The sequence below is a fragment of the Paracoccus sp. SSJ genome (assembly GCF_030234105.1).
GTDB lineage: Bacteria > Pseudomonadota > Alphaproteobacteria > Rhodobacterales > Rhodobacteraceae > Paracoccus > Paracoccus denitrificans.
The window spans coordinates 177,396-197,252 of sequence record NZ_JASSPE010000006.1; the positions used below are offsets into that span (position 1 = coordinate 177,396).

The following is a 19,857-nucleotide window of genomic DNA, read 5'->3' on the forward strand; positions in this document are numbered from 1 at the left end:
GGCAGGGTGATGAGTGCTAGACAGCCAGAAATCAGGAAAGGAAGCAAGTGATGCGATACAGCCGCGACATGATCGGTTATGGCGAGCACACGCCCGACCCCAAATGGCCCGGCAACGCCCGGATCGCGGTGCAGATCGTCATCAACTACGAAGAAGGCGGCGAAAACAGCATCGAGCACGGCGACGCTGCCTCGGAAGCCTTCCTGTCCGAGATCATCGGCTGCCAGCCCTGGCCCGGCAAGCGCCACTGGAACATGGAATCGATCTATGACTATGGCGCGCGGGCGGGTTTCTGGCGCCTCCATCGCCTGCTCAAGGATGTGCCGCTGACCATCTACGGCGTCGCCACCGCGCTCGAGCGTGCGCCCGAGCAGGTCGCCGCCATGCAGGCCGCAGGGTGGGAGATTGCCACCCACGGCTATAAATGGATCGACTACCGGGACATCCCGCGCGAGGTCGAGGCCGAGCATATAGCCAAGGCCATCGAGCTGCACACCCGCGTCACCGGCGAACGGCCGCGCGGCTTCTACCAGGGCCGCACCTCGATGAACACGGTCGAGCTGGGCTGCGAGGAAGGCGGATTCGAATACCTGGCCGACACCATCGCCGACGACCTGCCCTATTGGCACGTCCACGACGGCAAGCCGCAGCTGATGGTGCCCTATACGATGGACGCCAACGACATGCGCTTTTCGTCCGGCCAGGGTTTCGGCACCGGGGTCGAGTTCTTCGACTACCTGCGCGACAGCTTCGACGTGCTCTATGCCGAGGGCGAGGCCGGCGCGCCCAAGATGATGTCCATCGGGCTGCATTGCCGCCTTGCCGGCCGTCCGGGCCGCGCCATTGCGGTGCAGAAATTCATCGAACACGCCCGCAAGCACGAGGGTGTCTGGTTCGCCACCCGGCTCGACATCGCGCGGCACTGGGCCAGGACCCATCCCTACCAGCCGAAGCAGCGCCCCTCGCAGATGGAACGCGAGGAGTTCGTCGCGGCCTTCGGCGGCATCTACGAGCATTCGCCCTGGATCGCGGAGCGGGTCTGGGAAGGCGAAATGGGCGCGATCCACGACACCCCCGGCGGGCTTGCCGCACGCATGGCGCAGGTCTTCCGCGCCGCCAGCGACGAGGAACGGCTGGGCGTGCTGCTGGCGCACCCGGACCTGGCGGGCAAGCTGGCCGCTGCCAAGCGCCTGACCGCCGACAGCACCGCCGAACAGGCAAGCGCGGGCCTCGACAGCCTGACCGACGACGAGCGCGCCGAATTCGACCGGCTGAACACGGCTTATGTGGAAAAGCACGGCTTCCCCTTCATCATCGCCGTGCGCGACCACGACAAGCCGGGGATCATGGCCGCCATGCGCCGGCGCATCGACAACGACACCGCGACCGAGCGCGCCGAGGCCGAGCGCCAGGTCAGCCGCATCGGCGCGCTGCGCCTGCAACAGATCCTGGGCGATAACTGAGCCCCTTCCCCGCCCGCGCCGACCCGCGGGCGGGGCGCAAGACATGATCCGGGCCAACAGAGATCCCGGCGCAACGGAGACCTGCCATGACCGCCACCACCCCGACCTATGCCGGGCCTTTCGCCGGCCTGCCGCCGCAGACCGACCTGACGACCGACACCGCCACCTTCACCGAAGCCTATGCCGTCATCCCCGCCAGCACGATGCGCGACATCGTCACCAGCTTCCTGCCGGGCTGGACGGGGATGCGGATGTGGATGATCGCCCGCCCGCTCTCGGGCTTCGCCGAGACTTTCAGCCAGTATATCGTCGAGCTTGCGCCGCAGGGCGGCTCGGACCGGCCCGAGGACGACGCGGGCGTGCAGGCGGCGATCTTCGTCACCGAAGGCACGATCACGGTGACCATCGACGGCAAGGCGCATGAGCTGACCCCCGGCGGCTTTGCCTATATCCCGGCGGGCATGGCATGGTCGGTGAAGAATGGCGCCGAAACCGCGCGCTTTCATTGGTGGCGCAAGCGCTGGCAGGCGGTCGAGGGGTTGTCGAAGCCCGACGTGATCGTCGCCAACGAACGCGACATCGCCCCGATCCCGATGCCCGACACCAACGACAGCTGGGCGACCACCCGCTTCATGGACCCGGACGACCTGCGCCACGACATGCATATCACCATCGTGACCTTCAAGCCCGGCGGCTCGATCCCCTTTGCCGAGACCCATGTGATGGAGCACGGGTTGTTCGTGATCGAGGGCAAGGCGGTCTATCGGCTGAACCGCGACTGGGTCGAGGTCGGCCCGGGGGATTTCATGTGGTTGCGCGCCTTTTGCCCGCAATGCTGCTATGCCGGCGGTCCGGGCAATTTCCGCTATCTGCTCTACAAGGACGTGAACCGCCACGCGCCGATCTGGAAGTAAAGGGGCTCCGCCCCCGCGCGGCGCCCGCCCCTTGATGGGGCGGACGCCGCGCTCCCCCGGGGTATTTGGAAAACGGAAAAAGCCTGCGACGGCCTAGCCGGCGCGGCGAAAGGTCAGGTTGATGCGCGCGGCGCCGGTCAGCGGATGCTCGGCCCGTCTCAGCGTCAGGATGCCGTGCCAGGCCAGCCGCGCCGGCCCGCCCCAGACCACGACATCGCCATGGTCCAGCACATGCTTCGCCACCGGATCGCTGCGCTCGGGACCGCCGAACTGGAACGTCGCCGGCAAGCCCAGCGAGACCGAGACGATGGGCGCATCGAATCCCGCCTCGTCGCGATCCTGGTGCAATCCCATCTTGACCCCCGGCACATAGCGGTTGACCAGGCAGGCATCGGGCCGGAAGCCGGGAAAGCCTGCCCGCGCGGCCGCCTCATCCGCCAGTTGCAGGAAGCGTGCGGGCATCGCCGGCCAGGGGCGCCCGGTCAGCGGATCGCAGGGCTCATAGCGATAGCCGCGCCGGTCGCTGACCCAGCCGAGCGCGCCGCAATTCGTCATCTCGACGCCGATCCGGCGCCCGCCCGGGGTCAGCATGTGGCGGAAGGGCGAAAGGGCGGCGATGCGCTCGACCTCGGCCAGGATCTCGGGGGCCGAGGCAAGGCCGCGCAGGATCATGGCGCCCGGGCCGATGGGCTCGTCGCGACGGGTTCCGAACAGGTCTGGCTCCATGCCGTTCTCCCACGGGATTGTCATGGCGCGGATCTTGACCCGCGCGCCCGGCAATGGCTTTCAGGTCTGGCCACAGCAAAGGACTTTTGCCATGCTCCGCCCCCTTGCCGCAATCGCCCTTGCGCTGCTTTGCGCCCTGCCGCTGGTCTCCGCGCAGGCGCAGGACCACAGCCCGGCCGAGGTCGCGGCGATCAAGGATGCCGTGTTCAACGGCCCCGGCCTGCCGGTGATGGGCAATGCGCAGGGCGATGCGGTACTGGTCGAGTTCTCGGATTACAATTGCGGCTTCTGCCGGAAAAGCGCGCCGCAGGTCATGGCACTGCTGCAATCGGACCCGGGGCTGAGGCTGGTGGTGCATGAGATCCCGATCTTCGGCGAGGGCTCGCGCTTTGCCGCCGAGGCCGCCCTGGCCGCGCAGGCGCAGGGCAAGTATGCCGAGTTCCATCGCGCCCTGATGGCGATGCGCGGCAGAGCCGAGAAACCTTCGGTGCTGCGCGTGGCGCGCGAGGTCGGGCTGGACGTGGCGCGGTTGCAGCGCGACATGCAGTCGCCCGAGATCACCCGGCGGATCGAGCGCTCGCTGGCGCTGGCCGACGAGATCGGGCTGGTCGGCACGCCCAGCTTCATCGCCGGCGACCGGGCGATCTTCGGCTATCTGAGCAAGGACGACCTGGCCGAACTGGTGGCCGAGGCGCGCGCCGCGAAATAGCGCGCGCCTTTCGCATTCAGGTGCGGATATCGACGCCCAGATGCTTGGCGACGGTGAAGATGTCCTTGTCGCCCCGGCCCGACAGGTTCACCACCATGATATGGTCGCGCGGCAGGTCCGGCGCGATCTTGACGACATGGGCCAGCGCGTGGCTGGGCTCCAGCGCCGGGATGATGCCTTCGAGCCGGCAAAGGGTCTGGAAGGCCGCCAGCGCCTCGTCATCGGTCACGCTGACATATTCGGCGCGGCCCTGTTCCTTGAGCCAGGCATGCTCGGGCCCGATGCCAGGATAATCGAGCCCGGCGCTGATCGAATGGCCTTCGAGGATCTGGCCCTCGCCGTCCTGGAGCAGATAGGTGCGATTGCCGTGCAGCACGCCGGGGCGGCCGCCGGTCAGGCTGGCGCAATGCTGCATGCGCTCGTCGACGCCCTTGCCGCCGGCCTCGACGCCGATGATGCGCACCGAGGGCTCGTCGAGGAAGGGATGGAACAGCCCCATGGCGTTCGAGCCGCCGCCGATGGCCGCGACCACGCTGTCGGGCAGCCGTCCCTCGCCTTCCTGCTCGGCCAGTTGCCGGCGGGTCTCGCGGCCGATGATGCATTGGAAATCGCGCACCATGGCCGGATAGGGATGCGGGCCGGCGACGGTGCCGATGCAATAGAAGGTGTCGCGCACATTGGTCACCCAGTCGCGCAGCGCGTCGTTCATCGCATCCTTGAGCGTGCCGCGGCCCGAGGTGACCGGCACCACCTCGGCGCCCAGCAGCCGCATGCGGAAGACGTTCGGCGCCTGGCGCTCGACGTCATGCGCGCCCATGTAGACGATGCATTTCAGCCCGAAGCGGGCGCAGACCGTCGCGGTCGCCACGCCATGCTGGCCGGCGCCGGTTTCGGCGATGATCCGGGTCTTGCCCATGCGGCGCGCCAGCAGGATCTGGCCCAGCACGTTGTTGATCTTGTGGCTGCCGGTATGGTTCAGTTCTTCGCGCTTGAGATAGATCTTGGCACCGCCCAGTTCCTCGGTCAGGCGCGGGGCGAAATAGAGCGGGCTGGGCCGGCCGACGTAATGTTTCCACAGATCGTCCATCTCGGCCCAGAAGGACGCGTCGTCCTTGGCGCGCTCGTATTCGGCCTCGAGGTCGAGGATCAGCGGCATCAGCGTCTCGCTGACGAAGCGGCCGCCGAAGATGCCGAAGCGGCCCTGCTCGTCCGGGCCGGTCATGAAGCTGTTGATGAGGTCTTCGGCCATGGCTCTCCTCGGGCGCGGTCGCAATGAGTATTTGGGGAACAGAGAAGCCCCGTCAGAGGGATTTCTTATATCCGATATGGGAAGGGGTAAAGCCGAGCCTGTCGTAGAAGCGATGCGCCTCGGTACGGCTGCGGTTGGTGGTGAACTGCAAGAGCGTGCAGCCGGCGGTGCGGGCGCGGGCCTCAGCATCGCGGATCAGCGCCTCACCGATGCGGCGGCCGCGCTGGTCGGGACGGACGCGCACCCCCTCGATCTGGGCGCGGCGAGCGGCGGAAAGCGACAGGCCGGCAATGAAGGTGATCTGGTAGCAGGCGATCACCTGCGCGTCGATCAGGCCGACGATCAGGTGGTTCGCGGCCTCGGCCTGCATGGCGTCGTAGGCGGCGAGATAGGGGGCAAGGTAGTCGCCTTCGCGCCCCTGACCCAGCATGTCGTCGCGCAGGAGCGCAAGGATGGCGGGAACCTCGTCGCGCCGGGCCTCGCGAAAGGCGACGGTGGCAGTCACGGGACCGGCAGTCACAGGATCGGCGCCGTGGCGCGGGCGATGAAGCTGCGGATGCGGTCGGGATCCTTGACGCCGGGCGCGCTTTCGACGCCGGAGGAGACATCGACGCCCGGCGCGCGGGTCAGGCGGATCGCCTCATGCACGTTCTCGGGCGTCAGGCCACCGGCAAGCAGCCAGGGCTTGAGGATCTGCCGCCCGGCCAGCAGCCGCCAGTCGAAGGCAAGCCCGTTGCCGCCCGGCAGCACCGCATCCTTGGGCGGTTTCGCGTCGATCAGCAGCATGTCGGCGACCAGCCCGTAATCCCAAAGCGCGTCGAGATCCTGCGGATCGGCCACGCCCACCGCCTTCATCACCGGCAGGCCGGTACGCGCCTTGACCTCGGCCACGCGAGTGGGCGTCTCGGTGCCGTGCAACTGGATCACGTCCAGGGGCACATGTGCCAGCACCGCGTCCAGCGCCGCGTCATCGGGGTTCACGAACAGCCCGACCTTGGCCACGCCCAGCGGCACTTGCGCGGCCAGCTCCGCCGCCGTCCCGGGCGTCACATGGCGGGGGGATTTCGGAAAGAAGACGAAGCCGACATAGCGTGCGCCCGCGTCGACGGCCGCCGCGAGGCCCGCGGCCTCGGTCAGGCCGCAGATCTTGACGGAAACGGCCATGGCATCAACGCGGCGCCGGCAGGGTCGAACCCGTGCCCGCCGGGGCGGCCGTCGGCTTGCGCGGCTCGTCCAGGATCGCCAGCACATCGTCGCGCGGCGCGGCATGGGTGCGGCGCAGATCGCCGACCTCGCGCTGCAACTGCGCCAGATCATGCGCCCGGCGGCTGGATTCGGCGCGCAGATGCGATTCGCGGATCCATTCCCAGACCAGCCCGAGCAGCACGCCGAAGACCATGGCCAGGAACAGCGCGACAAAGGCGGGCATGGTCAACGACCATTGCCCGCCGGCAAAGGGCGCCAGCGCCTCTGGTACCAGGCTGACGGTGACAAGCTGGCGATTCGCCGCCGCCAGCAGCATCAGCACGACAGCCAGAATGACAAAGAAGAAGACCCGGATCGCGCGCATGCCTTGAACCCCGTAAAGATTGTCGCCGGCAATCTGGCCTATTCGTCGAGGCCGTTCAACCGTTCCCGCAACAGCTTGCCGGTCTTGAAGAAGGGCACATGCTTTTCGTCGACGCTGACGGTCTCGCCGGTGCGCGGGTTGCGGCCCTGGCGGGCGTCGCGCTTCTTGACCGAGAAGGCACCGAAGCCGCGCAACTCCACCCGGTCGCCCCGGGCCATGGCGTCGATGATCTCCTCGAAGACGGTGTTCACGATCCGCTCGACATCGCGCTGGAACAGATGCGGGTTTTCTTCGGAGATCTTCTGGATCAGTTCGGATCGGATCATTGCGGTTCCTGAATCTGGTGTTCCAACAATTCCTGCCGCCCGATCATATGTCAGACATCGCGGCATTCAACGACAGAACGCATGTTTGGCGGTTTGGTTGCCGCGCTTTTCAAGACTTTATGGTTCAATCGGCGACGATCCGCAACGAAAAGCGCCCCCGGACGGGCCGGGGGCGCAAAGTTCAGCCTATGGTCGGCTCAGTTGCGGCCTTTGAGCGCAGCGCCCAGGATGTCGCCCAGCGAGGCACCCGAATCCGAGCTGCCATACTGTTCGACGGCCTCTTTTTCTTCGGCGATTTCGCGCGCCTTGATCGACAGGCCCAGACGGCGGGTCTTGGTGTCGATGTTGGTGACGCGGACATCGACGTGATCCCCGACCTGGAAGCGCTCGGGGCGCTGGTCCTGACGGTCGCGGGCCAGGTCCGAACGGCGGATGAAGGACTTCATGCCGTTGTATTCGACCTCGATGCCGCCATCCTCGATCGCCGTCACGGTGACGGTGATGACCGAGCCGCGCTTGACGCCCTCGACGGCCTCGGCCATCGCGTCGTTCTCAAGCGCCTTGATCGAGAGCGAGATGCGCTCTTTCTCGATGTCGACTTCCTGGACGACGGCTTTCACCACATCGCCCTTGCGGAAGTCCTGGATGGCTTCCTCGCCGCGGGTATCCCACGAGATGTCCGACAGGTGGACCATGCCGTCGATATCGCCTTCCAGGCCGACGAACAGACCGAATTCGGTGATGTTCTTGACTTCGCCCTCGATGACGGTGCCGACCGGATGGGTCTCGGCAAAGACTTCCCACGGGTTGCGCATGGTCTGCTTGAGACCCAGCGAGACGCGGCGCTTGGCTTCGTCGATCTCCAGCACCATGACGTCGACTTCCTGCGAGGTCGAGACGATCTTGCCGGGGTGGACGTTCTTCTTGGTCCAGCTCATTTCCGAGACGTGGACCAGGCCCTCGACACCGGCTTCCAGTTCGACGAAGGCGCCGTAGTCGGTGATGTTGGTCACGCGGCCGGTATGGACCGAGCCGATCGGGAACTTGCTGCCCACGGTATCCCACGGATCGGCCTGAAGCTGCTTCATGCCCAGGCTGATGCGGTGGGTGTCCTTGTTGATCTTGACGACCTGGACCTTGACGGTCTCGCCGATCGACAGGATCTCGGACGGGTGGTTGACGCGGCGCCAGGCCATGTCGGTGACGTGCAGCAGGCCGTCAACACCGCCCAGATCGACGAAGGCGCCGTATTCGGTGATGTTCTTGACCACGCCCTCGACGGTCTGGCCTTCCGACAGGTTGGCGATGACCTCGGCGCGCTGCTCGGCGCGGCTCTCTTCCAGGATGGCGCGGCGCGACACGACGATATTGCCGCGGCGGCGATCCATCTTGAGGATCTGGAAGGGCTGCTTCAGGCCCATCAGCGGTCCGGCATCGCGCACGGGGCGCACATCGACCTGCGAACCGGGCAGGAAGGCCACGGCACCGCCCAGATCGACGGTGAAGCCGCCCTTGACGCGGCCGAAGATGGCGCCTTCGACGCGCTCTTCCGCGGCATAGGCTTTCTCCAGGCGGTCCCAGGCCTCTTCGCGGCGGGCTTTCTCGCGCGAGATCGAGGCTTCGCCACGGGCGTTCTCGACGCGGTCGAGATAGACCTCGACCTCATCGCCGATGGCGATGGCGGGGGCTTCGCCGGGATTTGCGAATTCCTTGAGATCGACGCGGCCTTCCATCTTGTAGCCGACATCGATGATGGCCTGGCCCGCCTCGATGGCGATGACCTTGCCCTTGACGACAGAACCCTCTTCGGGCGTGTCGATGGCGAGGCTTTCGTTCAGGAGGGCCTCGAATTCCTCCATGGTCGCTTTAGCGCACATATAGATCCAGTTTCCTTTTCGATCATTTCCGGCCATGCGGTTGGCTCCGCCGGTCTTTTTGTAGGTGTCGGGATAAGCGCAAAGGGTCGCGGCATGCGCCCGACCCTGTCGAAGCGGCCTGTTCTGGCCCCATCCCTTACCCTGACGGGCGCGATATAGCCCTCATCGGCCCTTCTGGCAAGCGCCGAGACCGGGGAAATGCGCCTGAATCTCGCGCTCCAGCAGCGCCACGAGGTCTGCCGCCGGCATCGGACGGACCCGCGGCGCCTCAGCCCCCGCCCATTGCGCCGCGTAATCCGAACCGCCGGCCACCGCATGAAGCCGCTTCGCCGCGTCGTAGGTGATCGGGTAGTCCGGCAGGGCCGGCGCCTCGGCCGCCTCGCCAAGAGCGGTCAGCCGGTTGGCAAGCCCGCGCGCCGGACGGCCCGAAATGACGCGGGTCATCACCGTGTCGCCCGACTTCGCCCCGGCCAGTCGGTTGCGATACGCGTCATTCGCGGCCGATTCAGGGCAGGCGACGAAAGCCGTGCCCATCTGCACCGCCGCCGCCCCCGCGGCGAGGTGCCGCGCCGCATCCGCGCCCTCCATGATGCCGCCGGCCGCGATCACAGGCAGGCCAAGGTCCAGCAATTCGGACAGCAATGCCTGGGTCGGCAGGCGCTCGTCGGGACCGTCTGGGTCGAAGATACCGCGATGCCCGCCTGCCTCGTAGCCCTGTGCGACGATCAGGTCGAGGCCAGCGTCACGGATCGCCAGCGCCTCGGCCCGCGAGGTCGCGGTCGCCGCAAGCACGGCGCCGCCGTCGCGCAGGGCGGCGATACGCTCGGCCGAAGGCAGGCCGAAATGAAAACTGACCAGCGCCGGCTGCGCCGCCAGCACCGCGCGCAGCATGTCGTCATCCTCGACGAAGCTGCGATAGATCTCCTCGATCCGGGCCGGAGGCTCGGCATCGAAGCGGTGGAACTCGGGCGCAAGATAGTCGAGCCAGCCCGCCTCGCGCGCGGCATCGGCCTGCGCGGGACGATGGCAGAACAGGTTGACGCCATAGCGGCCCGAGCCCAGCCGCTCGCGCGTCTCGGCCATCATGGCGGCGGCCTGCGCGGCGTTCGAGGCACCCAGTCCCAGCGAACCCAGCCCCCCTGCCCGGCCGACCTCGGCGGCAAGATGCGGCGTCGCAGTGCCGGCCATCGGCGCCTGGATCACCGGCACGCGCAGGTCGGAAAGCTGGAAGCGCGGGCTCATGCTCCGGCCTCCTTGGCGCAGGCGATGGCGCGCGCCACAGCCTCGTCGATGCTCATCTCGGTGGTGTCGAGCAGCAGCGCATCCTCGGCCGGGCGCATCGGCGCCACGTCGCGGGCGGCGTCGCGGGCGTCCCGCTCGCGCAGTTCGACCAGGATCCGGGCCTCGTCGGCACCCAGTTCCAGCGCCCGGCGGCGGGCGCGCACCGCATCGCTGGCGGTGACATAAAGCTTCAGCTCGGCCTCGGGGCAGATCACCGTGCCGATGTCGCGCCCGTCCAGCACCGCGCCCGGCTCGGAGCGGGCGAAGCGGCGCTGGAATTCGACCAGCGCGGCGCGCACCTCGGGGATCGCGGCGACACGGCTGGCGGCCTGGCCGGCCTCGGCGCTGCGCAGATCGTCGCGGGCCAGGTCCTCGGGGGCAAGCGCGCGGGCGGCCGCGACGGGATCGCCGCCCTTGGCGCCGACGGCGCGATAAAGCAGCCCCGTATCCAGATGGGCAAAGCTGAAATGCCGGGCAAGCGCCCGCGCGATCGTCCCCTTGCCCGAAGCGGCGGGTCCGTCGATAGCGATGGTAAAGGACATGGGACCTCAGGTTCTGGCGGCGACGCCAGAGCCGGGACCCCGCCTGCCGGACCCGAGACCGTTCAGGCCGCAGATCCGCGGGAACCCCGGCGGCATCCGCCGGTCTGCCGCCCGTTCGCGGCTGGATCATGGTGCCGGTTGCAGGAATCGAACCCGCGACCTTCTGATTACAAATCAGCTGCTCTACCAGCTGAGCTAAACCGGCGTTCCTGCAATTCCGATAGCGTCTGACGGGCGCGGGCGCAAGCGCGGGTTGCGCCGTCATGACGCGGCGACCATGCCCGCCGCCGCGACCAGCCGCACGGGATCGAGCCGATAAGACAGCCCGCCCCCCGCCCCGGCATTGCGGGCGCGGGCCGTCAGTTCCGGCGTGGCCGTGACCGCCATGACCAGGATCGGGATGTCCCGCAACCGGCCCTGGCACCGCCTAGACGAAGCCGAAACCGCAGACCCGCCGCATGTTGATGCCTGTCAGGATGACATCGACGGGTGAGGGCCCGAGCATGGCCAGCCCCCTGGGCTCCGTCGCGGGACCGTCGCACCGCCATGCCCGCCGCCGCGAACATCGCGGCCACGCCTGCGCGCAATTCGCGATTGCCGTGCTGGACCAGAACCGTCAGCGCCATGCCCGTTCCCCGTTCCCCGCCCCAGTCGTCCCTTGTGGGCGGCAGCGATCATCAATACCTCCGAATCAAGCAGTTTCGGGCAGGATCGCGCGGAAAGATTAATCTGCGGTTGACGAGAGGCCGAAAGCCGCCGCATTCCGGCGGCAATCTTGCGAAACCGGCGCATTTCCCGTCGCCGGGGCTTGCATTCCGGGCGCGAAGGGACTATCTCGCGCGCACTTCACAGGCGGGGTCGGGCCCCGGAGGGAGACATCCTTCGACGGTCCACCGGTTGGGGCAAGCCCCTGAAAGCCCCGCCAAGGCGCAAACCGGAAAGGACATGGACATGGCGCTTCCCGAATTCTCCATGCGTCAGCTGCTTGAAGCTGGCGTTCATTACGGCCACCAGACCCAGCGCTGGAACCCTCGCATGGCCGAGTTCATCTATGGTGAACGCAACGGCATCCACATCGTCGACCTGACCCAGACCGTGCCGATGCTGGACGCGGCGCTGCAAGTCGTGCGCGACACCGTCGCCAAGGGCGGCCGGGTGCTGTTCGTCGGCACCAAGCGTCAGGCGCAGAAGGCCGTCGCCGACGCGGCCGAGCGTTCGGCGCAGTTCTACATGAACCACCGCTGGCTCGGCGGCACGCTGACCAACTGGAAAACCGTTTCGCAGTCGATCCAGCGCCTGAAGGCCCTGGACGAGACGCTGGGCTCGGGCGCCGAAGGGCTGACCAAGAAAGAGCGCCTGCAAATGGAACGCGAGCAGGCCAAGCTGCAAGCCTCGCTGGGCGGCATCCGCGAAATGGGCGGCCTGCCCGACCTGCTGTTCGTCATCGACGTGAACAAGGAAGACCTGGCCATCGCCGAGGCGAAGAAGCTGGGCATCCCGGTCGTCGCCGTGGTCGATACCAACTGCTCGCCCAAGGGCGTTGACTATGTCATCCCGGGCAACGACGACGCCGCCCGCGCCATCGCGCTTTACTGCGACCTCGTCAGCCGCGCCGCGCTGGACGGCATGACCGCCCAGATGGGCGCCGCCGGCGTGGACCTTGGCGCGCTGGAAGCCAGCGTCGAGGAAGAGCTGACCGGCGAGACCGCTGAAGAAGCCGCCGAAGCCTGATCGGACAGGGCCCGGACCGGGCCGCGACAGGTTTACGGAACATTCATCAGGCGGGGATAAACCCCGCCTGACGCATTGAAAAGCAAGGAGACTCCCGATGGCTATCACCGCTGCTATGGTGAAAGACCTGCGCGAAACCACCGGCGCGGGCATGATGGACGCCAAGAAGGCGCTGACCGAAACCAATGGCGACATGGAAGCCGCCATCGACTGGCTGCGCACCAAGGGTCTGGCCAAGGCCGCCAAGAAATCGGGCCGCGTCGCCGCCGAGGGCCTGGTGGGCGTCGCCGTCCGCGCCGGCCGCGGGGTCGCCGTCGAACTGAACTCGGAAACCGACTTCGTCGCCAAGAACGCCGATTTCCAGCAACTCGTCCGCGATATCACCAATGTCGCGCTGGATGCCGCCACCGATGTCGAGGTGCTGAAGGCCACCCACCTGAACGGCCGCCCGGTCGATGATGTGCTGACCGACGCCATCGCCCGCATCGGCGAAAACATGACGCTGCGCCGGCTGCACGCGCTGGAAGGCGACACCATCGTCTCCTACGTGCATAACGCCGCCGCCGAGGGCATGGGCAAGATCGGCGTGCTGGTCGCGCTGAAGGGCGATGCCGCCAAGGCGCAGGAAATCGGCAAGCAGATCGCCATGCATATCGCCGCGACCAACCCGGCCTCGCTGTCGGAAGCCGATCTGGACCCGGCCCTGGTCGAGCGCGAGAAATCGGTGCTGAGCGAGCAGGCCCGCGAATCGGGCAAGCCCGAGGCGGTGATCGAGAAGATGATCGAGGGCCGGATGAAGAAGTTCTTCGAGGAGGTGACCCTGCTCGGCCAGAAATTCGTCATCAATCCCGACGTGACCGTCGCCCAGGCCGCGCAAGAGGCCGGCGTCGAGGTGACCGGCTATGCCCGCGTCGTGGTCGGCGAAGGCATCGAGAAGAAGGAAGAGGATTTCGCCGCCGAGGTCGCCAAGACCCGCGCCGGCGCCTGATCCGCCCCAACAGCCGAATTGCGAGCGCCGGCCCCTTCGGGCCGGCGTTTCGCATCATGCGCCCCCGCGCGGCCGTAGCGGCTCAGATCGCCCGGCAGACCGAGGGCGCTACGGCCACCCGCCGGATGCCATGGCCGTGCCCGTTTTGCGTTCCCGGCGAGGGAAGGTCGAATGGGCGATTCTCCGGTATTTTGCGCGACTCTGCGGCGGAACCTGAGATCTGCTTGCTGCTGGCGGCCAGCAGGGTTGCCTGGGCTGTAGTCTTTGCCCCCAGCGCCCTGCGCGCCAGCCGCAGATGCTTTTCCACCGTGGCCGGGGTCACCTCCAGGATCTGGGCGATCTCCTGCGTGGTATGCCCGGCCGAGATGCATTCCAGCACCTCGCGCTGCCGCAGCGTCAGGACGCATTCGCGCTCGGCATGAGGCAGGGTCGAGATGCGCAGGTGCATGACCCCGCTCAGCGCCCCGACAAGGCGGCCATGCTGTGCCCAAAGCGCGTCCAGCCGGTCCTGCCGCATCCCGATCGTGCCGCTGACGATCACCCCCGCGCGGATCCGCTCCACATCGTCGCCCATGCCGACCGCATAGCCGGCGACATGGCCGTAGCGGGCGAAAACGTCCATCGCGCGCTCCTCCCGCGGGCTCAGGCGTCCGGCCAGCCGGCACCGCTGCACCCAGTCCCAGCTTTCGCTGCCCCTGTTCTGGATGATCCATCGATGCATCGGCGCGCTTTCGAACAGATCCAGCGAAGCAAGCTCCTGCATCAGATACGGCGAATAGCTGGAAAGAAGCACGCCATCGTCAAGCATCCGCCCACAGGGCGGCTCGAGAATCCGCACCGCACGGTAGGACACATTGGGAAAACCCAGGCTGGCCAGTCGCGCGACATAATGTTGCCAGACCGCCGCCGTCGAACGCGCCGCCAGGATGATCTCGATGTCTTTCAGAAGCTCCATGTCGATCGAACTCTTTCCCCAAATTCCTTAGAATAAATTGCACCGTAGCCAGTGCCATTGAAATATTATTGCCGAGAAGCTGCAAGGATCAATGCACCAAGCGCGTCCTTTTCAGCATGACGCTTGGTCAACAGGATTGACGGATCAGGGAAATCACCTTGATAATATAAGGAAATCATTGGCAGAGCGCCCAAATACCCTGCCTTTGGGGTGATTTTCGTTGCCGACTTGCCGGCTCCGCCCCTTGGTGGTTCGCGGCAAGAAACAGCCATGGGAATTCTTTCGAGAATCACGCGATCAATCATCACATCGCAACGGAAAAAACGCGAGAATGCGTGATACCTGCACCCGGCGGAATATCGGGGCGTCGCACCCGGCCACACGACCCGGTCGCTGCGGCCTCGCGCAAGGCCGAGGATACCTGAAACCGCCCGGTTTCAAGCAGGGCCAGTATTCCGAAGAGAGCGGCGCCGGCATTCATCGCCATGCAACCCGGAGCCTGCGCAATGTTGCCGGGCCGCACACCTGATGATCGGCCCATATTTGCGGGCGCCTTCCCGACCGGCGCGCCTCGCCGTCCCGGGATCGCCGATTGCGGCCAGAACCAGAGACTGGGGCGGCGGGACGGGTTCAGGGGGTGAGAAACTCGACCCCCGGCAAGGCGGCGATCTCGGCCATATCGGCATCATAGGCGGCGGTGATGCGGTCGACCATCTGCTGAGTCCAGCCAGGCAGGTTCAGTTCGACCTCGATCTGCTCGGGCTGGGCGTGTTTCTCCAGCGCGGCGGCAAAGATGCGGCGGCGGCTTGCAACGGTCAGCCGCTCTTCCTGCGCCATCGCCTCGCGGATCATGCGGATGCCGTCGGGATGCAGGATGTCGCCCAGGATCTGCAATCCGGCCTTGAGCGGCACATCGGCCGGCATGGTCGAGATGCTGCGCACCACCTCGGGCCAGATCAGCGAGGTATCTTCATGGCACCAGACCACCAGGCGCCGGCCTGGCAGGGCGGCCAGGATGCGCCGGATCGCCGGGCCCCAGCGCAGCGCCTCGGGGTCGACGCCTGCCATCAACTCGGTATAGCTGCCGCTGCCCTCCTGCGACAGGATGAAGGAAACCAGCGTCGCCGGGTTCTTCAACCCCAGGAAGAACTCGACCTCGGCGCTGGGAAACAGGTTGGCCAGCGCCGCCATCTTCTCGCCGGCGGCGGCATAGAGCCCCTCGGGCGAGATCGCGCGCGACGCCTTGCCCAGAAAGGTCGGGGTGCTGCAGATGACGCGGCGCGGATTGTCCGAGTTCAGGATCGCATCCAGCATCACCTGTTCCATCTCGGGCGTGGCGGGACCGCCCCGCAACGCGCTCAACGCCTCGTTGAAGACCTCGTGATGCCGGTTCGGGGTCACCGGCTCGACCCCGTTGCGCAACAGCCAGTCGCGGTTCTGCAACAGCGTCTTGACCATGCGATAGAGATCCGTGCCATGAACCCCGCAATGAAAGACGACCTGCATACCCACAACTCCTGACTCGTTTCGGCGACACAGTAGCCAGCAATCCGTGCCTCGGAAACCTCATGGTTGAGTCCCCCGCGACACCGCACTGCCGAAGCGGCGGCCCATCCGCCACCGCAGCCCGACAACCGAAGGGGCATCGGCGGCGGCTCCACGGTGGCGCCGAGACGGCGCAACATGCGCAAGACAGGCAGTGCAACCGACAGCGCGGCGTCCTGACCGGGCTTCGCGATGCGCGACAGCCGCACCGGGTACCATCCAATCACCGCAACTCACAACGCCACCCTGCCCCTGCCGGAGATCTTTGCCCGGTAAAGCGCTGCATCCGCGAGTTCGAACAGCTGATGGGGCAGCACGGCTGGCTTGCTGTCGGAAACCGCGATGCCGATGCTTGCCGAAATCCTGCCCGAGCCGGGACCGGCCTCGACGGAACCGATCCTGCCGATGATCCTCTTGCAGATGTTCAGGGAATCCGCCGCCGGCCAGTCGGCAAAGATCAGCGCCAGGAACTCGTCGCCTCCCGCCCGGCAAACCCTGTCGCCGGAACGCACCTCGGAGGCCAGGGCCGAGGCCACCCCGACCAGGACGCGATCCCCCGCGGCATGGCCGAATTCGTCGTTGATATTCTTGAAATGGTCGAGATCCAGATGAACCAGGGCAAAAGGTCTTTTGTCCCTCTGATCGAATGCCCTGGAAAAGGCGATGTCGAATCCACGCCGATTCAGCAATCCGGTCAGTGGATCGGTAATCGACAGAACCTGCGCGCTTTCACGCGCCTCCTCAAGGCCGATATTGACGCGGGACAGTTCGAGCAGCGCGGCACGGTTCGCCTCGTGCAGGAACAGGAATTCCATGGCCAGGTCCGATGGCGGAAAGTCGGAATCGTTCAGCCCGAATCTTTGCACCGCCGAGGAAAGGCATATCCCAAACCCCAGGTTGAGCATGACGCGTTCTGGCGAGACATGGACGCCATGCCCGCGCAGGGAAACATCCCCGTGATGACGCATCTGCAGGAATATCCGCCTGCCGCAGCCCAGATGGGAAAACAGATCCTTGAAAGATATCCGATGACCCAGGTTATCGGCTGGAATGAAAACATCCTCCAGGCGAGCAGCGCCTCGCGACAGCTTGGCAAGCGTCCTTCCCCGGGAAACCATCACGCCGGCACGATCCAGCATGAGGTGCATGGGCATCAACGCCGCCAGATCGCGAATGTCGATCACCGCGTCCTTCAAGGCCGCACCTGCATCGGCGAAAGTTCGAAGCGGCGGCGGCCGGAGTAATCGGGCAGGACGACATCGATCTCGATGCGGTTCCGGGCGACCGAAATGATCACCAGCGAGCCGTAATCATCCGCCATGCCCCTCAGCATGCCGGCCATGACCCGCATCAGGCCCGACTGGTGCGATTCGGCGATTATCCGATAGCGCCCCCGTGCGTCCGACAGCACCGCGAAACCCGGAAGTTCGAGATCGGGGATCACCAGCTTGACGCGCCCCGGCAACTCTCGCAGCGATTCGACGAATTCCTCGAAACTTGCGCCGCCGAATCGCAGCAGCCTGCGGATCTGCTCCTGGCGGCCCAGCCATGCCCCGACATCCTCAAGCAGTTCACCGGCCGATTTGTCCAGCCGCCTCGCCGAGGCGATCACGATGGAACGCGTGACGCCGTCCGGGCTGTTCCCCCAGGTCAGGAAGCCGTCGGGGTGGACATCGGTTTCGGCAGCCACCTCCTGCCATAGCGCATTGCCATAGGTGCTGCGCAGGAACACTTCGATACAACGATTGACGAGACCATGCATTTCCTGAAACCCTGTTCGGATGAGCCGTCGCTGGCGATCAATGCCAAATTCGGCCAGAGCCCGGCTGGTCGACGGAAACCAGGCTCGCCCCCCCTTCCGTCAGGAAGATCGCGGTCGCACCGCGCTTGCCCAGATATTCGGAATCCAGCACCAGGCATTCCTTGCGGGCCTCCGCGCTCATGGAAAGAGGGATGTTCGCGACCAGAATGCCGCCCTCGCGGCAATGGGCGGCTGCATCCTGCGCCGCGCCCTTGCCGGTCAGGTGCCGGATGCGAAGCCGCATGCCAGCCCGGTCGAGATCCGCCCAACGATCAGAAGGTGCACCCTGCCATAGCGGACGCGCGGCGGCGTCGGCCTGATCGGCGGCATCGCCATCGGCCGCAAGCCAGTTCTCGACCGCAAAGCTGCCGCCCCTCGGCTTCGAGGGTATCCTGCCCGCCGGGGTCAGCACCGCCGCCGCATCGCCCTGGGCCGAGATCAGGACGTCCGGGCGCCTGTCACCCACCCAGAGCAGGACGGCCGCCGCCAGCAAGGCCAGGCCCGTGCCGCGCCGCCAGAGCAGCACGGAGCGATGCGCCCCGCCGGGAATCGGCCCCAGCACGGCCATCATGGCGCCGATGCCGATCAGCGGCAGAACGGCGCGCGGCGCGGCAGGAAGCAACGTGACCGCGCCGTCCAGATCCGATATCCATTGCGCCACCGCCAGCATCCAGTCCGTTCCGAGACCCATCAGCCACAGCGCCGGCTGCGCAAGGCCAAGCGGCGCCAGCAGCGCCGCAAAGACGCCGCCGGGCATCACCAGCGTGCCGACGACAGGCACGACCAGCATGTTGGCCAGCAGCCCGTATTGTGACATCCGTCCGAAATGGGCCGCGGCGATCGGCGCCGTCACCATGCCGGCGACGAAGGACGAAACGAACAGCATCAGCACCGGCCTGGTCCACCATGGCAACAGCGGCGCCAGCCTCGCCCACGGCTCCTGCATCAGGATAAGCGCTGCCGTGGCGGCAAAGCTCATCTGGAAGCCTGGCTCGGTCAGCGCCTCGGGGTTCAACACCAGCACGATGACGGCCGCGACAGCGATGGTGCGCAACGACACCGCACGCCGGTCGGCGATGATCGCCAGCAGCATCACCGCCACCATGATGAACGAACGCTCGGTCGCGACGCCGCCGCCCGAAAGCCACAGATACAGCGCCGAGGCGCATAGCGCCCCCGCCGCGGCAAGCTTGTGCACCGGCATCGCCCGGATACCGCCCAGCCCGTGCACGGCCACGCCGGCCAAGCGCAGCGCGGCATAGACGAAACCGGCCAGCATGCTCATGTGCAGGCCCGAGATCGACACGATGTGATAGAGATTCGAATCGCGCATGATCTGGTTGGTCCGCTCGGCAATGCCCGAGCGGTCGCCGGTCATCAGCGCCGCCGCGACCGCCCCGGACTGGCCGCCGATCCGGTCCTGCATGGCCTCGGACAGCGACATGCGGATGCGATGCAGCGCCAGGGTGCCGCCATCGGCAGGCGGCTCCACCGTCATCACCGGCGCGCGCGCATAGCCCACGGCGCCCAGCCGCTGGAACCAGGCCATGCGGCGGAAATCGAACCCTCCCGGCTCGGACGGGCCGGCGGGCGGCCCCAGATGCGCGGTCAGCATGACGCGCTGGCCGGGCACCGGCAGTTCCTGCGAGGTCAGCAGCGATATCCGCACCCGCGCCGGCGTGCGGCCGGGTGCAACCCGGTGCAACCGCACCTGATCGATGAGCAGGCGCATCCGGTCGCGCGACGAGCGGTCGATGCCGATCACCCGCCCCTCGACCGGGCCGTAATAGCGGAAATCCAGCACCGGCGCGGCGACCATATGCGTCCTGGCCCCTGCAAGCACCGCCCCCAGCGCGACCAGGAACAGCACGAATGCGGCAAGCCGCAGCCGATCCGCCCAGAACCAGCCGAGCCTGCCGTCATCGGCCAGCCGCACGGTCCAGGCCGACAGCAGCAGGCAGGCCCCGCCAGCCAGAATCAGCCCCGCATAAAGACCCGGCCCCGGTTCCCGCGGCAGCAGGAACCAGCCTCCGATACCCAGCGAAAGCCAGAACGGCACCCAGGGCAGCAGCCCCGCCCGGACGCTGACGGAAGACCGCGGCGCGGCCGCCGCATGCCGCCTTGCACCGGCTGCAAGCACGGGCGGGCGCATTCGCAAAGCGTTTACCGATTCCGTCACC

The 19,857-nt window shown here is 66.9% G+C and carries 22 protein-coding genes and 1 tRNA gene; 6 read left to right on the forward strand and 17 right to left on the reverse strand.

All coding sequences use genetic code 11. From position 1 onward, the window contains the following. The first annotated feature begins 50 nt into the window (after window positions 1-50). Together puuE and QPR87_RS08835 are read left to right on the forward strand one after the other, a co-directional pair. On the forward strand, window positions 51-1,463 hold the full coding sequence (gene puuE / locus QPR87_RS08830; RefSeq protein ID WP_104490893.1) for an allantoinase PuuE: 1,413 nt from the start codon (window positions 51-53) through the stop codon (window positions 1,461-1,463). An 86-nt stretch (window positions 1,464-1,549) separates the two neighbouring features. Then, entirely contained in the window at window positions 1,550-2,377 is an 828-nt protein-coding gene (locus QPR87_RS08835; RefSeq protein ID WP_104490892.1) for a bifunctional allantoicase/(S)-ureidoglycine aminohydrolase, read from the forward strand. Window positions 2,378-2,470: 93 nt separating this feature from the next. On the opposite strand, the gene alkB is transcribed toward QPR87_RS08835, so the two are convergent. Beyond that, window positions 2,471-3,127, reverse strand: a complete 657-nt coding sequence (alkB, locus tag QPR87_RS08840; protein WP_011750028.1) for a DNA oxidative demethylase AlkB — start codon at window positions 3,125-3,127, stop codon at window positions 2,471-2,473. Between the two features lie 67 nt (window positions 3,128-3,194). On the opposite strand from alkB, the gene QPR87_RS08845 reads away from it, so the two are divergent. After that, on the forward strand, window positions 3,195-3,812 hold the full coding sequence (locus QPR87_RS08845) for a DsbA family protein (RefSeq protein ID WP_285049199.1): 618 nt from the start codon (window positions 3,195-3,197) through the stop codon (window positions 3,810-3,812). Between the two features lie 16 nt (window positions 3,813-3,828). Here QPR87_RS08845 and trpB read toward each other — a convergent pair whose 3' ends face one another. From trpB to QPR87_RS08895, 10 genes are all read right to left on the reverse strand, one after another. After that, the gene (gene trpB, locus QPR87_RS08850) at window positions 3,829-5,061 is read right to left on the reverse strand and encodes a tryptophan synthase subunit beta (protein WP_011750026.1); all 1,233 of its coding nucleotides are present in this window, start codon (window positions 5,059-5,061) and stop codon (window positions 3,829-3,831) included. A gap of 52 nt (window positions 5,062-5,113) precedes the next feature. After that, entirely contained in the window at window positions 5,114-5,566 is a 453-nt protein-coding gene (locus tag QPR87_RS08855; RefSeq protein WP_285049295.1) for a GNAT family N-acetyltransferase, read from the reverse strand. 11 nt (window positions 5,567-5,577) lie between these two features. Further along, the gene (locus QPR87_RS08860; protein ID WP_285049202.1) at window positions 5,578-6,225 is read right to left on the reverse strand and encodes a phosphoribosylanthranilate isomerase; all 648 of its coding nucleotides are present in this window, start codon (window positions 6,223-6,225) and stop codon (window positions 5,578-5,580) included. Between the two features lie 4 nt (window positions 6,226-6,229). Beyond that, a complete protein-coding gene (locus QPR87_RS08865; protein ID WP_285049204.1) occupies window positions 6,230-6,631 on the reverse strand; it encodes a LapA family protein in 402 nt (133 codons plus the stop codon). A gap of 38 nt (window positions 6,632-6,669) precedes the next feature. Then, the gene (gene ihfB, locus QPR87_RS08870; protein WP_011750022.1) at window positions 6,670-6,957 is read right to left on the reverse strand and encodes an integration host factor subunit beta; all 288 of its coding nucleotides are present in this window, start codon (window positions 6,955-6,957) and stop codon (window positions 6,670-6,672) included. A gap of 197 nt (window positions 6,958-7,154) precedes the next feature. Continuing rightward, window positions 7,155-8,834: a 30S ribosomal protein S1 gene (rpsA, locus tag QPR87_RS08875; RefSeq protein WP_104490890.1), complete on the reverse strand. Its 1,680-nt coding sequence runs from the start codon at window positions 8,832-8,834 to the stop codon at window positions 7,155-7,157. Between the two features lie 162 nt (window positions 8,835-8,996). Further along, on the reverse strand, window positions 8,997-10,076 hold the full coding sequence (locus tag QPR87_RS08880; RefSeq protein ID WP_285049208.1) for an NAD(P)H-dependent flavin oxidoreductase: 1,080 nt from the start codon (window positions 10,074-10,076) through the stop codon (window positions 8,997-8,999). Beyond that, window positions 10,073-10,657, reverse strand: a complete 585-nt coding sequence (locus QPR87_RS08885) for a (d)CMP kinase (RefSeq protein ID WP_285049209.1) — start codon at window positions 10,655-10,657, stop codon at window positions 10,073-10,075. The genes QPR87_RS08880 and QPR87_RS08885 overlap by 4 nt, the downstream gene beginning before the upstream one ends. Before the next feature lie 129 nt (window positions 10,658-10,786). Beyond that, a tRNA-Thr gene (locus tag QPR87_RS08890) sits at window positions 10,787-10,862 on the reverse strand. A gap of 56 nt (window positions 10,863-10,918) precedes the next feature. After that, entirely contained in the window at window positions 10,919-11,068 is a 150-nt protein-coding gene (locus QPR87_RS08895) for a hypothetical protein (RefSeq protein ID WP_285049211.1), read from the reverse strand. Between the two features lie 534 nt (window positions 11,069-11,602). Here QPR87_RS08895 and rpsB point away from each other — a divergent pair. Together rpsB and tsf are read left to right on the forward strand one after the other, a co-directional pair. Further along, window positions 11,603-12,388, forward strand: coding sequence for a 30S ribosomal protein S2 (gene rpsB / locus QPR87_RS08900; protein ID WP_011749962.1), 786 nt, complete (start codon window positions 11,603-11,605; stop codon window positions 12,386-12,388). A gap of 97 nt (window positions 12,389-12,485) precedes the next feature. After that, window positions 12,486-13,376, forward strand: coding sequence for a translation elongation factor Ts (tsf, locus tag QPR87_RS08905; RefSeq protein ID WP_011749961.1), 891 nt, complete (start codon window positions 12,486-12,488; stop codon window positions 13,374-13,376). Window positions 13,377-13,458: 82 nt separating this feature from the next. Here the strand turns inward: tsf and QPR87_RS08910 are convergent, their stop codons facing one another. From QPR87_RS08910 to QPR87_RS08925, 4 genes are all read right to left on the reverse strand, one after another. Next, window positions 13,459-14,331, reverse strand: a complete 873-nt coding sequence (locus QPR87_RS08910) for a LuxR family transcriptional regulator (RefSeq protein WP_285049215.1) — start codon at window positions 14,329-14,331, stop codon at window positions 13,459-13,461. A gap of 65 nt (window positions 14,332-14,396) precedes the next feature. After that, a complete protein-coding gene (locus tag QPR87_RS08915; RefSeq protein WP_231000546.1) occupies window positions 14,397-14,636 on the reverse strand; it encodes a hypothetical protein in 240 nt (79 codons plus the stop codon). A gap of 325 nt (window positions 14,637-14,961) precedes the next feature. Next, window positions 14,962-15,837 carry a hypothetical protein gene (locus QPR87_RS08920; RefSeq protein WP_285049218.1) on the reverse strand — a complete coding sequence of 292 codons (876 nt, stop codon included), beginning with the start codon at window positions 15,835-15,837 and terminating at the stop codon, window positions 14,962-14,964. Window positions 15,838-16,109: 272 nt separating this feature from the next. After that, window positions 16,110-16,691: a GGDEF domain-containing protein gene (locus QPR87_RS08925; protein ID WP_254777242.1), complete on the reverse strand. Its 582-nt coding sequence runs from the start codon at window positions 16,689-16,691 to the stop codon at window positions 16,110-16,112. A gap of 141 nt (window positions 16,692-16,832) precedes the next feature. Between QPR87_RS08925 and QPR87_RS08930 the strand changes: the two genes are divergently transcribed. Then, entirely contained in the window at window positions 16,833-17,120 is a 288-nt protein-coding gene (locus QPR87_RS08930; RefSeq protein WP_285049222.1) for a hypothetical protein, read from the forward strand. Here QPR87_RS08930 and QPR87_RS08935 read toward each other — a convergent pair. Continuing rightward, the gene (locus tag QPR87_RS08935; RefSeq protein ID WP_285049224.1) at window positions 17,069-17,638 is read right to left on the reverse strand and encodes a heme NO-binding domain-containing protein; all 570 of its coding nucleotides are present in this window, start codon (window positions 17,636-17,638) and stop codon (window positions 17,069-17,071) included. The two genes, QPR87_RS08930 and QPR87_RS08935, sit on opposite strands and share 52 nt — an antisense overlap. 37 nt (window positions 17,639-17,675) lie before the next feature. Beyond that, the gene (locus tag QPR87_RS08940; RefSeq protein WP_285049226.1) at window positions 17,676-19,829 is read right to left on the reverse strand and encodes a ComEC/Rec2 family competence protein; all 2,154 of its coding nucleotides are present in this window, start codon (window positions 19,827-19,829) and stop codon (window positions 17,676-17,678) included. Between the last annotated feature and the right edge of the window lie 28 nt (window positions 19,830-19,857).

Excerpts from the sequence above, each read along its gene's own strand:
- trpB (WP_011750026.1), bottom strand. The coding sequence starts at position 5,061 with ATGGCCGAAGACCTCATCAACAGCTTCATGACCGGCCCGGACGAGCAG.
- tsf (WP_011749961.1), top strand. The coding sequence starts at position 12,486 with ATGGCTATCACCGCTGCTATGGTGAAAGACCTGCGCGAAACCACCGGC.
- ihfB (WP_011750022.1), bottom strand. The coding sequence starts at position 6,957 with ATGATCCGATCCGAACTGATCCAGAAGATCTCCGAAGAAAACCCGCAT.
- QPR87_RS08880 (WP_285049208.1), bottom strand. The coding sequence starts at position 10,076 with ATGAGCCCGCGCTTCCAGCTTTCCGACCTGCGCGTGCCGGTGATCCAG.
- QPR87_RS08860 (WP_285049202.1), bottom strand. The coding sequence starts at position 6,225 with ATGGCCGTTTCCGTCAAGATCTGCGGCCTGACCGAGGCCGCGGGCCTC.
- QPR87_RS08910 (WP_285049215.1), bottom strand. The coding sequence starts at position 14,331 with ATGGAGCTTCTGAAAGACATCGAGATCATCCTGGCGGCGCGTTCGACG.
- QPR87_RS08935 (WP_285049224.1), bottom strand. The coding sequence starts at position 17,638 with ATGCATGGTCTCGTCAATCGTTGTATCGAAGTGTTCCTGCGCAGCACC.
- QPR87_RS08915 (WP_231000546.1), bottom strand. The coding sequence starts at position 14,636 with ATGATTGATCGCGTGATTCTCGAAAGAATTCCCATGGCTGTTTCTTGC.
- alkB (WP_011750028.1), bottom strand. The coding sequence starts at position 3,127 with ATGACAATCCCGTGGGAGAACGGCATGGAGCCAGACCTGTTCGGAACC.
- QPR87_RS08940 (WP_285049226.1), bottom strand. The coding sequence starts at position 19,829 with ATGCGCCCGCCCGTGCTTGCAGCCGGTGCAAGGCGGCATGCGGCGGCC.
- QPR87_RS08920 (WP_285049218.1), bottom strand. The coding sequence starts at position 15,837 with ATGCAGGTCGTCTTTCATTGCGGGGTTCATGGCACGGATCTCTATCGC.
- QPR87_RS08845 (WP_285049199.1), top strand. The coding sequence starts at position 3,195 with ATGCTCCGCCCCCTTGCCGCAATCGCCCTTGCGCTGCTTTGCGCCCTG.
- QPR87_RS08865 (WP_285049204.1), bottom strand. The coding sequence starts at position 6,631 with ATGCGCGCGATCCGGGTCTTCTTCTTTGTCATTCTGGCTGTCGTGCTG.
- QPR87_RS08925 (WP_254777242.1), bottom strand. The coding sequence starts at position 16,691 with ATGGAATTCCTGTTCCTGCACGAGGCGAACCGTGCCGCGCTGCTCGAA.
- QPR87_RS08885 (WP_285049209.1), bottom strand. The coding sequence starts at position 10,657 with ATGTCCTTTACCATCGCTATCGACGGACCCGCCGCTTCGGGCAAGGGG.
- rpsB (WP_011749962.1), top strand. The coding sequence starts at position 11,603 with ATGGACATGGCGCTTCCCGAATTCTCCATGCGTCAGCTGCTTGAAGCT.
- QPR87_RS08835 (WP_104490892.1), top strand. The coding sequence starts at position 1,550 with ATGACCGCCACCACCCCGACCTATGCCGGGCCTTTCGCCGGCCTGCCG.
- puuE (WP_104490893.1), top strand. The coding sequence starts at position 51 with ATGCGATACAGCCGCGACATGATCGGTTATGGCGAGCACACGCCCGAC.
- rpsA (WP_104490890.1), bottom strand. The coding sequence starts at position 8,834 with ATGTGCGCTAAAGCGACCATGGAGGAATTCGAGGCCCTCCTGAACGAA.